An 11,423-nucleotide genomic window follows, 5' to 3' on the forward strand; every position below is an offset into this window, starting at 1 on the left:
GCCTGGTTTTCCGGCGGATTTCCACTGGTGACCAGGCGGCCGCCGGCCGGTCGCCGGGCGGTCGGCGGCTGGTCACCGGGCGGGGGTCACGACTGCCCGACGCGGCCCGGCTGGAGGACCCTGGTGAAGAGTACGCCGCCTCCCTGGCGGCGCAACCGGACGGTGAGGTCTCCGCTGCCGCCGTCGATCTCCACCTCGCCGTAGTACGGGGGGTTCTCGGCCGGGGACATGTTGGCGACCGGCGCCGACTGGACGAACTCCGTCTTCGGGCCGAAGGTCGCGTCGAGCCGGCCCGCCGGGAAGCCGCCCGCACCGATCGGCCCGGACACGAACTCCCAGAACGGCGCGAAGTCGGAGAAGGCCGCGCGCTCGGGCGCGTAGTGGTTGGCGGCGGTGTAGTGCACGTCGGCGGTGAGCCAGAGGGTGCCCGTGATGTGCTGGTGCTTGATGTGCCGCAGGAGATCGGCGATCTGGAGCTCGCGCCCCAGCGGTGCCCCCGGGTCGCCTTGGGCCACCGCCTCGAAGTCCACCGCCCCGTCGGGGACGACGATGCCCAGCGGCATGTCCGCGGCGATCACCTTCCAGGTGGCGCGGGAGCGCGAGAGCTCCCGCTTCAGCCAGGCCAGCTGCTCGGCGCCGAGGATGCCGACCCGGTCCTCGGTCTGGCGGCCGGGGGAGTTGGCGTCGCGGTGGGTGCGCATGTCCAGCACGAACACGTCGAGCAGCGGGCCGTGCCGCAGCACCCGGTACATCCGCCCCTCGGCGCGCCCGCCCCGCAGGTCCGTGACCGGGAAGTACTCGCCGAAGGCCTGGCGGGCGCGGGCGGCGAGGGTGTCGACGTCCTTGACGACGTAGCGCGGGTCGTCGAGCAGCTGGCCGGGGTACCAGTTGTTGCGCACCTCGTGGTCGTCCCACTGGGCGACCACGGGGACCTGGGCGTAGAAGTCGCGAAGGTTGCGGTCCAGCAGGTTGTAGCGGAAGTTCCCGCGGAACTCGTCCAGGGTCTCCGCGACCTTGGACTTCTCCTCGGTGGTGACGTTGTGCCAGACGCGGCCGTCGGGCAGCGGAACGGCGGCCTTGATCGGCCCGTCCGCGTAGATAGTGTCCCCGCTGAAGAGGAAGAAGTCGGGGTCGCGCAGTCGCATTTCGTCGAAGACGCGGTACCCGCCCAGTTCGGGGTTGATGCCCCAGCCCTGGCCCGCCAGGTCCCCGGACCACAGGAAGCGCACGTCATGGCGGCGGGAGGCGGGGGTGGTGCGGAAGCTGCCGCGCACCGGCTCGCCGGAGCGGCGGGGGTCGTCGGGGTCGGTGAGCACGACCCGGTAGTGGATGCGCTGGCCGGGCGGCAGGTCGCGCAGGGTGGCGGTGCCGGTGTGGTCGGTGGCGGGGCCGAGGAAGGGGCCGCCGTGGCGGCGGACGCCGTAGCGGAACGACTCGCTCGGGGAGGTTTCCACGTACATCCGGGCGGGACGGTCGGAGCGGGTCCAGATGGCGGCCGAGTGGGAGGTGACCTCTCCCGACTGGGTCCCCCAGAGCGCGGCCGGGCGGCCGGAGCGGACGAAGGCGGGGGCCCGTCGGGGGGAGGCCAGTGCGGGCGAGGCCAGCGCGGTGGACAAGGCCAGGCCCAGCGGGACGGCCAGGGAACCGCCGAGCAGGGTGCGGCGGGTGTGCGGCATCGGTGCCATGGGTGCGTCTCCAGGGGCCGGCGGGGGCGGGCCGGACCAGTGTGCCTTCGCACACGGGACCGACCGCGTCGCCCACGCGAACCGTGGATGAACAGCCGTCAGCCGGTCATGTACGGCGTGCCGTTGCCTCTGCCTCTGCCTCTGCCTCTGCCTCTGCCGTTGCCCCTGCCGTTGCCTTCGCCGGGTCCGTCGGGCCGGTCGCCTTCGCCGCCCCCGCCGCCGTGTCCAGGATGACGCGGGCCACCAGCGCGGGGTCGTCGTTCATCGGCACGTGGCCGCAGCCCGGCAGCCGGACCAGCCGTGCCCCGGGGACGGTGTGCTTGGCCCGCACGCCCTGGCGGCGCAGCAGCAGCCGGTCGCGGGTGCCCCAGGCGATCGTGACGGGGATCCCGGGCACGTCGTCGGTGAAGCGTACGGAGCCGCCCGCCGCCAGGGTCTCCTCGAAGCCGGTGGCCTCCCGCAGGGCGAGGGTCTCGGCCACCACCGCCCCCGGGGCGCGGTGCGCGGGGCGGGCGTAGATGGTGCCGGTGAGGGCGGCGCGGCCGGGGCCGCTGCGCGAGAGCCGGTCCAGGGCCGGCAGCGGCAGCGCCCGGGCCCCGGCACGCATGGCCCGCAGCGTGGTGAAGGCGTAGCGCCGCTCGGGCTCAGACCAGAATCCGGCGGGGGAGAGGGCGGTGACCGAGCGGGCGAGACCGCTGCGCCCCATGTCCAGTGCGAGCAGTCCGCCCAGGGAGTTGCCCGCGACGTGCGGGCGCTCGACGCCGAGCGCCGCGCAGAGCGCGCCGAGGGCCGGGGTGATGGTGGCGAGGTCGTACGGGACACCCGCGGGCAGCGGCTCGGAGGCGCCGAATCCGGGCAGGTCGATCGCGATCACGTCGTGATCGGCGGCCAGGACGTCGGTCACCGGATGCCAGGCCTGGAGGTGGTGGCCGATGCCGTGCAGCAGGAGAAGCGGTTCGCCGACGCCCTTGCGTTCGTAGGCGACGGTGGCGGTGCGGGGGCCCAGCGGCGAATCGATCGTGAAGGAGACCGTGGCGGTCATGCTGCTCCTCGTCGGGTGGACGCGTATGAGACAGGCCGTCAGTAATGACTGTGTCCATGATTACCGTCGAGTAGCGTCCGGCTACAAGCCTTTGCGAAGTCCGCGCGACGCGGAGGTGCCGAGCGAGAACATCCTGTGAACGGGTTGCTACATATGCCCGATCTGCCCGGCAAAGCGGCCAGGATTGGTCTTGACCAAGGGGGTGCACCGTCCTATCGTCGCGGATAGTGCAGGAACCTTTAATAAACAAGGGCGCGGAACTGCGGCGCGGAAACGCCGCTGGAACACGGCGATGCCGGACACGGTGACAGCGGCGATTGCAGGAGGAGTCAGGGTGGGGACGACGCAGCTCGAATCGGTGCCGGAGCCGAAGTACTGGCACCTGAAGACCGTGCTCAGCGACGCGCTGGACCAGGACTTCGCGGTCGGCGAGGTCCTGCCGAACGAGCGTGAGCTCGCCGCGCGCTTCGGAGTCGCGCGCGCCACCCTGCGACAGGCCCTGGAACAGCTCGAACTCGAAGGCCGCCTCCAGCGCCGCCGCGGCGTCGGCACCACCGTGGCCCCGCCGCGCGTGGGCGTCGCCGTCGGCAGCGCGCAGCAGGGCTGGCCCGGTGAGGGGGCCGACGGCTGGGAGGCCGTCGACGCCGTCGAGGCCGTCCCCGCCGCCGCCGTCCTGGGGCTCCTCGGAACCGCCGCCGGCGAAGCCGTGCACACCGTGCGCCGGACCCGCGTCACGCAGGGCCAGGCCGTCGCCGCCGAGCTGCTGTACGTGCCGGCCGCCTCGGTGCCCGGGCTCTCCGCCATCGACGCCCCCACCGGCCCCGCCCGGGCCCGCGCCGTCATGCGGGAACTCCAGCGGCTCTCCCTGGAGGGGCAGGACCGCTCGGTCGAGCTGGGCTCCGCCCGGGCCGACGACGCCAAGGAGCTGGACCGGCTGCCCGGCGCGCCCGTGCTCCTGGTGACCACCCGCTACTTCACCGCCGCGGGCACCGCCGCCGTCTCGGTGGCCACGTACCGCGCCGACACCTGCCGCCTCACCTTCGGCGACTCGGGCGTGGAGATCACGGAGACCCGCGCGGCCTCCTGACCGCGCCGGACACGGACCCCGGGAGCCCCCACGGGCCCCGGGGTTTTCCGTACCCCGGGGTTTCCTGTGCTCCGGACGCCGCCCCCGGCGTCAGCGGCGGGCGGTGACCGTCCGTTCCACCGCGAAGAGCTCTTCCTCCACGTGGTCCAGGGCCAGGCGCAGGGCGCCGGTCGCCACGGCGGCTTCGCCGAGCATGGACAGCGCCACCCGCGGCGGGCGCAGGCAGTACCGCTCCAGCTCCCGGCGCAGGGGGTCCAGCACCCCGTCCAGTCCGGCCGCCCAGCCGCCCACGACCACGAGCTCGGGGTCCATCGCCAGCACCAGCGCCGCCACGTCGTGCACGAGCCGCTGGAGGAACCGGTCGACCGCGGCCACCGCGCGCTCGTCGCCCCGCCTGGCCATCGCGAACACCTCGGCGACCGCCGGCTCGTCCAAGGGGTGGAGGGGTTCGCCCGTCGTGGACAGCAGCCGCTCCGGGGTGGCTTCCCGGCCCAGCAGGTGCAGCGCGCCGATCTCGCCCGCCGCCCCGCCGAAGCCCCGGTGCAGCCTGCCGCCGATCAGCGAGCCGGCGCCGGGGCTGAGCCCGGCCATCACGAACACCATGTCGTCGGTGTCGCGCGCCGCACCCTTCCAGTGCTCGGCGAGCGCCGCCGCGTTGGCGTCGTTCTCCACCTGGACCGGACAGCGGAACGAGCGCCGCAGCCGCTCGCCGAGCGGCAGCCCCGTCCAGCCGGGCAGGGCCGTTCCGAGGCGGACCGTCCCGTCGGCCTCGACGATGCCGGGGCTGCCGACACCGACCGCGCGCAGCGAGTCGCGGGGGATCCCGGCCCGGCGCAGCAGATCGGCGACCGCCGTCCTGACGCGTTCCAGGCGCTCATCGGCCGAAGCCGTCTCCGACACGTCCTTGGTGCCGGCTCCGATGACCCGGCCGTCGAGCCCGGACAGCAGGACCGCGATCCGGTGCGACCCGATCTCGACGCCCAGCAGGTGCCCCGCCTCGGCGCGGAAGCGGAACCTCCTCGCCGGCCGGCCCTGCCGGCGTGCGCCTTCCTCGGCGACCGCCTCGACCACCAGGCCGGCGCCGATCAGCCCCTCCACGACCCCCTCGACGGTCGGCCGGGAGAGCCCGGTCACCCGGGTGAGGTCGGTGAGGGTAGGCGATCCGGCCGCCCGCAGTGCGCGAAGCACCACGGCCGAATTGATGCGCCGGAGCAGAGAGGGATCCCCGCCGGTCAGCTGCCCCAACGTGTGTCCTCCCAGCTAACGACCCTGTCAGGCGGATCGTACTGCGCGCCCGCCGCCGCGGCGAGAAGCGGCCCCCCGCCGGCAGGAACCGGCCCTCGCCTCAGGCCGGCGAGACGAAGCCGGACTCGTACGCCGTGATCACCGCCTGGGTCCGGTCGCGCGCCCCCAGCTTGCCCAGGATCGCGCTGACATGAGACTTCACGGTCTCCGTGCCGACGATCAGCTCGCGGGCGATCTCCACGTTGGTCAGACCCCGGGCCACGAGCCGCAGCACCGCCTCCTCGCGCTCCGTCAGCGCGGCCCGCTCCAGGACCGTGCGGGCCTCCCGGTTCCCGTACTCGGCGGCGAGGGCCCGTACGGCCGCCGGGAAGAGCAGGGTCTCGCCCTCGGCCACGAGCCGCACCGCGTGCACGATCTCCGAGGGGCGGGCCCGCTTCAGCAGGAAGCCGTCGGCTCCGGCGCGCAGCGCCTGGTAGACGTACTCGTCGTTCTCGAAGGTCGTGACCACGAGGATCTTCGGCGGGGAGTCCACCGACCGCAGGACCGCCCTGGTCGCCTCGATCCCGTCGAGCAGCGGCATCCGTACGTCCATCGCCACCACGTCCGGCCGCAACTGCCGCACGAGGGGGATGACCGCCGCCCCGTCCGCGGCCTCACCCACCACCTCGATGTCGGGCTGGGCCTCCAGGACGGCACGCAGACCCGCGCGCACCAGGGGCTCGTCGTCGACGAGCAGTACGGTAACCGGCATCCGGTCAGGATATTCGCTCCAGCGGAAGCCGCGCGCGCACCCGCCAACCACCCTCGTGGAGGCCGGTTTCGGCCTGACCGCCGAGCAGCGCGGCACGCTCCCTCATGCCCCGCAACCCGCTCCCGCCGCCCCTCGTGACGGCAGGACGCTCCGGCAACGGGTTCGTCACCTCCAGTTCCAGCCGGCCCGGGGCCATGTCCACCCGCACACGTACGGGAACGGGCCCGCAGTGGCGCAGCACATTGGTGAGTGCCTCCTGCAGGATCCGGTACCCCTCACGCGTGACCGGTCCGGGCAACTTCTCCAGCGGGCCCGTCAGTTGCGCGTCGACCGCCGCCCCCGAGGCGCGGGCCGACTCCAGCAGCCGGTCCGCCTCCATCAGGGTCGGCCGCTGCGACGGCGGCTGCGCGGACTCCCGCAGCACCAGCAGGACCCGTTCCAGATCCTCCAGCGCGGCCCGGCCGGTCTCCTCGATCGCGCTCAGCGCGCGGTCGGTGAACTCGGGGTCTCCCGCGGCCCGCGCCGCACCCGCCTGGACCACCGCCACCGTCAGCGCGTGCCCGATGGAGTCGTGCAGCTCGCGCGCGATCCGGGTCCGCTCCAGCAACTGCTCCGTACGCGCCTCCAGTGCGGTCAGCCGCTCGGCGGCGGACGGCCCCAGCAGCCGCCGGGCGATGGCGGTGATCAGCTCGCCGAGCAGGACCACCACGGCGATCAGCAGCACCAGGGGCACGGGAGCGAGGAGGGCCGCGGCCCAGCGCGCGGGGACGAACGGCACTGCCGGGTCGTCGGTCAGGGGATGCCCGGCCGCGACCGCGACCAGTTCCACGGCCATCACGGGAAGCGACACGGAGGCGAACATGGCGGCCCCGGACACGACCAGGCGTATCTCCAGCCACAGCAGCGTCCGCCACCGGTCCCCCCACCGGGCCGACGGGGCGGCGCTGATGCCGCTCTCGTCGCTGTCCCGGTGCTGCGGAGTGAGCAGGAACCGGGCCTGGAGCCCCTCGGCCAGCCGCACCCACGGCACGAACCCGAACGGTATGACGATCAGCAGCGGCATCCACGGCCAGCGCGGGTTGACGAACATCCAGATGGCGAGCAGCAGCAGCGGAACGCACAAGTGAAGCCAGCGCGAGTACGTCACCGGCCGGAACGGGGCACGGAGAAGTCGGATCATGCCCCCATCGTGGCAGGGCGCGGGGAGGGGCCGTCTCCCCCACGTGGGGGAGACGGCACCCTCGCGTGGGGGAGGGAAGGGCCCGGGCCGGACGGCGAATCTTGAGCCATGAACCGCATCGAGATCCGCGATCTGACCAAGGACCACGGAACCCACCGGGCTGTGGACCACCTCACCTTCGACGTCCTGCCGGGCAGGGTCACCGGATTCCTGGGCCCCAACGGAGCCGGAAAGTCCACCACCATGCGCCTGATCCTGGGCCTGGACCGGCCGACCGCGGGCGCCGCCACGATCGCCGGCAGCCGCTTCACCGACCTGCGGAGCCCGCTGCGCGAGGTGGGCGCCCTGCTCGACCCCCAGGCGGCCCACCCCGGACGGAGGGCACGTGACCACCTCCTCGCCCTCGCCGTGAGCAACGGCATCCCGGCCGCCCGGGTCGACGCGGTCCTGGAGCAGGCCGGCATAGCGGCGGTCGCCCGCCGACGGATCGGCACCTTCTCGCTCGGCATGCGCCAGCGCCTGGGCATAGCCGCCGCCCTGCTGGGGGACCCAGGGGTCCTGCTGCTGGACGAGCCGACCAACGGCCTCGACCCCGAGGGGATCATCTGGATCCGTGAGCTGATGCGCGGCCTCGCCGCCGAGGGGCGCACGGTCTTCGTCTCCAGCCACCTGATGGCCGAGTCCGCCTCGTTCGTCGACCACCTCGTCGTACTCGGACAGGGCCGGCTGCTCGCCGACACCCCGCTACGGGAGTTCATCGACGCCCGCAGCACGCCCAGGGTGCGGCTGCGGACCTCGGAGCCGGACCGGCTGGAGGCCGCCCTGGCCCGCGAGGGCCTGCGCATGGCGGCCTCCGGGGAAGGGCGCTGGACCGTCGACGACACACAGGCCGAGCGGATCGGGGCCCTCGCCGCCCGGGAGGGCATCGCCGTACTGGAACTCTCCGACGAGCGGGCCTCACTGGAGCAGGCCTACCTCGACCTCACCGCCGACCGCACCCCCTTCTCCGCCACCGCCGCCTGAAACCGATGGGAGCCACCGCCGTGACCGCCGCCGCCCTGCCCACCGTCCCCGTCCTGTACTCGGAATGGATCAAGATACGGTCCGCCCGCGCCGTCCTCGGATCGCTGATCGCCCTCTTCGCGGCCACCGCCGGCATCACGGCGCTCACCGCCGCCGCGATAGGCACGTCGGAGCCCGGCGCCCTGGGGGAGGACCGCCTGCTCGGGGCCTTCTTCGGAATCAACTTCGGTCAGATAGCGGCCATAGCCTTCGGCGCGACCGCCTTCGCCGGTGAGTTCCGGGCCGGCGCCCTGCGGGTCTCGCTCACCGCCGTGCCCAACAGGACCCGGCTGTACCTGTCCAAGGCCGCCGCCGTGGCCGGACTCGCCTTCCTGGTCGGTCAGATCACCGGCCTCGTCACCTTCCTGGCGGGGCAGGCGTTCATGGGGGAGTACGCCCTCTCCCTCGGCGACCCCGGGACGCTGCGCGCCGTCTTCGGCAGCGGGGTCTACCTGACCCTGATCGCCCTGCTGTCGGCCGGCCTGACCGCCCTGGTGCGCAGCGGCACCCTCGTGATGAGTCTGCTCATACCCTTCCTGCTGATCGTGCCCTTCGTGGTGGGTCAGGTCGCCGGCGGGGCCATGCGGTTCATGCCGGACCGGGCGGGCCAGATGGTGATGCGGACGCACGCGGAGGGGTCGCTCGGGCCCTGGAGCGGGCTCGCGGTGGCCGGGCTGTGGGCCCTCGCGGCCCTGGCCGCGGGCTGGTTGGCCGTACGGCGCCGCGACGCGTGACGCCCGGCCAGTTGTCAGTGGCCCCCGGGATACTGACGGCATGACCACGGCAGAGCATCTCGACACGATCGACCGGCTCAGGGCGGAGGGCTTCCCGTCCGAGCCGGCCGTGTCCGGCGAACGGAGCACGGGCCCGGGTCACCACCTGGTCCAGCTCAGCCGGACCCGGGATTTCTGGGACGACGACGGCTCCGGCCGGCAGGAGGCCGAGGAGCAGATCAGCGCCGAGTACGCAGCGCTCACCCAGGCCGTCACCGACCGGTGGGGGCCGCCGCAGGTCTTCGCCCTGGCATCGCTGATGGACCGGGGGTTCGACGGGGAGGAGATACCGGCACCGTGGAACGAGCTGTGCAACACCACTGACCATGTGCACCTGTGGCGGGTCGGGGACCGGTGGCTGGTGGTCTGCGTGACCCAATGGGACAAGGAGTTCCCCTTCATGCTGACGGCAGGGGTCACCGTGGTCGACCCGCCGTAGCCGGCGGCGGGCCTCAGGGGCCGTCGGAGCTCGCGGCCAGGCGCAGGCGGGCGTACTCCTCGGCCATGGACTCGGCGGTCCAGTGGGCGTTCAGTCCGCTGGGGTTGGGCAGGGCCCAGATCCGGGTGGCGCCGATGGTGCGGTCCTGGGGGCCGATCACGGCCTTCCTCTCACCGAACCATGACCGAATCGGCACTGACGGTGATGCACCCTCCAGCGTCCGCAGGCGCGGGTCAGCTCGGGGTACGGGACAGGGCGCGGGGCGGGGCTTTCGGGGCATGAGGGATCACCTCTCTTCCGGAGGCGTGGATACGATCAGTAAGCAGTCCCGGACCAGTCACTAGGGCTGAGTACGGCGGCAGTTCCGCCAACGGGGCGGCCTTAGGGCGACCCCCTCGTAACCGGCGCGGGCCAATGATCGTTGCTACGACATGGCCAACGCCCGACGTACTCTCACAGTTCTCGCCCTGGCGGCGATGGCGATCACCCTCCCCGCCACAGCACACGCGGCCGACGGTGACCAGGCCCTGATCACCTCCCACGATGTGACGCCCATCCCTGACCAGGGCGGGTCCTGCTCCACCGCCGAGGTGAACAACCTCAAAGACAAGGCCCTGATCACCTTCCACAATTTGGATGGCAATGTCATCGACCTTAGGAGGTCAGACAATCCGCTCTAAGGGCTGTCCCGTAATCCCCGGCGGGCGCACGACGCCGGCTACGGCACCTCGCTGCGTTGTCGGAACGCCCGAATACGCCCAGTATGGGGGCGCCCCTCCGCCTTGCGATGCACCGCATCCGACGCCGTGCGCTGATCCACCGGGGATTACGGGACAGCCCTTAGGCGACACATACCTGGGTTGACCCTGCGGATGTATAGGGGCATTCAGCCGCATGCGCGAGTGCGTCAGAACGGCGTGGTGAAGTGTCCGAAGTCGGTCCGGGTCTTCGCCTTGTGGTACAGATGGCAGAGCGGTTGAACGTTCCCGTCCGTGTCCGTCCCGCCGAGGGCGAGCGGCTGTGGGCAAGATGGCCGGCGTGATGCCCTCACCTTCCAGGTGGGGGCATTTTGTTGCTGCGGTCCTGGTCAGGCGGCTAGGCCGACGGCATGCGTCACATGCGACTTGCTACGGCTTGCGAACCGTGACTGAGTCGGCGCTGACCGTGATTCCTGCCCTTCCGCGAGCACCGCCAGGTTGGCCGCCACCCACAGCCGGCGCTGGAGGTGGTTGGGGTGGTAGTAGGCGAGCATCCCGCCCACCTCGTTGAGCTGGCCCACGACGGCCTTGCGCTGGAGTCCCCCGCCTCTGGAGGCGTTCCAGGCACGGAACACCTCGACCGAGCGTTCAAGTGCCTCGATCTCCTGCGAGCCGATCGGGGCGGCCTCGTAGCGGTCGAAGCCCGCCGGGTCGGCCTGGAAGGCGTCCCCGAAGTGCTGCGCCTCCTTGGCGAGGGCGGGGTCGGTGTGGAGCCAGTCATACATGGAATTGCTGAGGGCGGAGCCGGCGGTGAGCGCGGCACCCGCGCCCATCAGACCGCGACGGTTGAGCATGAGGTCCATTCCCGTGAATTCGGTGAGGGGCCGCGGCTGTGCGTTCGGGCGCCCACGGCATTCCGTCGGGGTTCTGCCGATCCCCGTCCGGCTGCCGTCGTGTGGTGCGCCGCTGCCGTACAAGCCCGAGGTCCTCGTTGGTCACGACACGACCGAGCCGCTCGGTGAATACTGCTGCCAGTAGGCCGAACAGGTCCTTCAAAAGCTGGCGTTTGGGCCTTTCCCCACGTCAAGCCCCCAGGTTCTCGGCTGAGTTGACAGTCCCCCCCGCCAGATGTCCAGCGACTATTCGCCAGGCTTCGCCAGGGCACGCACGATGGTTCGTCACGAGCGGTGTGCGCGAGGTTTGAGGCAGCTGACCTCAGGAGGAATCGTGACTAGTCGCCGCTTGCCGACTGCATCGCCGCAGATCGAAGTTCGCTTCGGCGGGCTGCATCTGACCATTGAGCGCATTCCCTCATGGGTGGTCACTCTGGTAACCACAGCGTTGGGGACGGGAACCGCTTGGTGGACTACCCGATAGCAGGGCCCGTTCGTACGAGGCGGTGTCAGCACGGATCACCAGCCCCGAAATCGTCACGCGTCTTGAGTCGGTGGCGCGGACGGC

At 72.2% G+C, this 11,423-nt stretch carries 10 protein-coding genes and 2 pseudogenes; 5 read left to right on the forward strand and 7 right to left on the reverse strand.

Annotated features, from left to right (window positions below):
* Positions 1–86 precede the first annotated feature (86 nt).
* Positions 87–1,676 (reverse strand): alkaline phosphatase D family protein, encoded by a 1,590-nt coding sequence (locus ACZ7IF_RS29155; RefSeq protein ID WP_470977496.1) that lies wholly within the window; start codon positions 1,674–1,676, stop codon positions 87–89.
* 115 nt (positions 1,677–1,791) lie between these two features.
* Entirely contained in the window at positions 1,792–2,727 is a 936-nt protein-coding gene (locus tag ACZ7IF_RS29160) for an alpha/beta fold hydrolase (RefSeq protein WP_470977322.1), read from the reverse strand.
* A gap of 334 nt (positions 2,728–3,061) precedes the next feature.
* On the opposite strand from ACZ7IF_RS29160, the gene ACZ7IF_RS29165 reads away from it, so the two are divergent.
* Positions 3,062–3,814 (forward strand): GntR family transcriptional regulator, encoded by a 753-nt coding sequence (locus tag ACZ7IF_RS29165; RefSeq protein ID WP_470977325.1) that lies wholly within the window; start codon positions 3,062–3,064, stop codon positions 3,812–3,814.
* A 90-nt stretch (positions 3,815–3,904) separates the two neighbouring features.
* On the opposite strand, the gene ACZ7IF_RS29170 is transcribed toward ACZ7IF_RS29165, so the two are convergent.
* The 3 genes from ACZ7IF_RS29170 to ACZ7IF_RS29180 all read right to left on the reverse strand — a co-directional run bounded on the left by ACZ7IF_RS29170 (position 3,905) and on the right by ACZ7IF_RS29180 (position 6,990).
* Positions 3,905–5,059, reverse strand: coding sequence for an ROK family transcriptional regulator (locus ACZ7IF_RS29170; protein ID WP_470977328.1), 1,155 nt, complete (start codon positions 5,057–5,059; stop codon positions 3,905–3,907).
* Positions 5,060–5,159: 100 nt separating this feature from the next.
* The gene (locus tag ACZ7IF_RS29175) at positions 5,160–5,810 is read right to left on the reverse strand and encodes a response regulator (RefSeq protein WP_470977331.1); all 651 of its coding nucleotides are present in this window, start codon (positions 5,808–5,810) and stop codon (positions 5,160–5,162) included.
* A 4-nt stretch (positions 5,811–5,814) separates the two neighbouring features.
* Entirely contained in the window at positions 5,815–6,990 is a 1,176-nt protein-coding gene (locus tag ACZ7IF_RS29180; protein WP_470977334.1) for a sensor histidine kinase, read from the reverse strand.
* Positions 6,991–7,098: 108 nt separating this feature from the next.
* Here ACZ7IF_RS29180 and ACZ7IF_RS29185 point away from each other — a divergent pair, with 108 nt between their 5' ends.
* The 3 genes from ACZ7IF_RS29185 to ACZ7IF_RS29195 are packed head-to-tail and all read left to right on the forward strand — an operon-like array spanning position 7,099 to position 9,264.
* Complete coding sequence (locus ACZ7IF_RS29185; protein ID WP_470977337.1) at positions 7,099–8,013, forward strand: ATP-binding cassette domain-containing protein; 915 nt, start codon at positions 7,099–7,101, stop codon at positions 8,011–8,013.
* A 5-nt stretch (positions 8,014–8,018) separates the two neighbouring features.
* Entirely contained in the window at positions 8,019–8,786 is a 768-nt protein-coding gene (locus ACZ7IF_RS29190) for an ABC transporter permease (protein ID WP_470977340.1), read from the forward strand.
* A 40-nt stretch (positions 8,787–8,826) separates the two neighbouring features.
* Entirely contained in the window at positions 8,827–9,264 is a 438-nt protein-coding gene (locus tag ACZ7IF_RS29195; protein WP_470977343.1) for a hypothetical protein, read from the forward strand.
* 13 nt (positions 9,265–9,277) lie between these two features.
* Here the strand turns inward: ACZ7IF_RS29195 and ACZ7IF_RS29200 are convergent.
* Positions 9,278–9,451 (reverse strand): annotated as a pseudogene (locus tag ACZ7IF_RS29200) (mismatch-specific DNA-glycosylase); the annotation flags it as partial.
* Positions 9,452–9,695: 244 nt separating this feature from the next.
* On the opposite strand from ACZ7IF_RS29200, the gene ACZ7IF_RS29205 reads away from it, so the two are divergent.
* Positions 9,696–9,944, forward strand: coding sequence for a hypothetical protein (locus ACZ7IF_RS29205; RefSeq protein WP_470977346.1), 249 nt, complete (start codon positions 9,696–9,698; stop codon positions 9,942–9,944).
* A gap of 500 nt (positions 9,945–10,444) precedes the next feature.
* Here ACZ7IF_RS29205 and ACZ7IF_RS29210 read toward each other — a convergent pair.
* A pseudogene (locus ACZ7IF_RS29210) lies at positions 10,445–11,000 on the reverse strand (DNA-binding protein NsdB); the annotation flags it as partial.
* Positions 11,001–11,423: the final 423 nt, after the last annotated feature.

Source organism: Streptomyces sp. NPDC037421, assembly GCF_055602105.1.

Excerpts from the sequence above, each read along its gene's own strand:
- ACZ7IF_RS29190 (WP_470977340.1), top strand. The coding sequence starts at position 8,019 with ATGGGAGCCACCGCCGTGACCGCCGCCGCCCTGCCCACCGTCCCCGTC.
- ACZ7IF_RS29180 (WP_470977334.1), bottom strand. The coding sequence starts at position 6,990 with ATGATCCGACTTCTCCGTGCCCCGTTCCGGCCGGTGACGTACTCGCGC.
- ACZ7IF_RS29185 (WP_470977337.1), top strand. The coding sequence starts at position 7,099 with ATGAACCGCATCGAGATCCGCGATCTGACCAAGGACCACGGAACCCAC.
- ACZ7IF_RS29205 (WP_470977346.1), top strand. The coding sequence starts at position 9,696 with ATGGCCAACGCCCGACGTACTCTCACAGTTCTCGCCCTGGCGGCGATG.
- ACZ7IF_RS29175 (WP_470977331.1), bottom strand. The coding sequence starts at position 5,810 with ATGCCGGTTACCGTACTGCTCGTCGACGACGAGCCCCTGGTGCGCGCG.
- ACZ7IF_RS29155 (WP_470977496.1), bottom strand. The coding sequence starts at position 1,676 with ATGCCGCACACCCGCCGCACCCTGCTCGGCGGTTCCCTGGCCGTCCCG.
- ACZ7IF_RS29195 (WP_470977343.1), top strand. The coding sequence starts at position 8,827 with ATGACCACGGCAGAGCATCTCGACACGATCGACCGGCTCAGGGCGGAG.
- ACZ7IF_RS29160 (WP_470977322.1), bottom strand. The coding sequence starts at position 2,727 with ATGACCGCCACGGTCTCCTTCACGATCGATTCGCCGCTGGGCCCCCGC.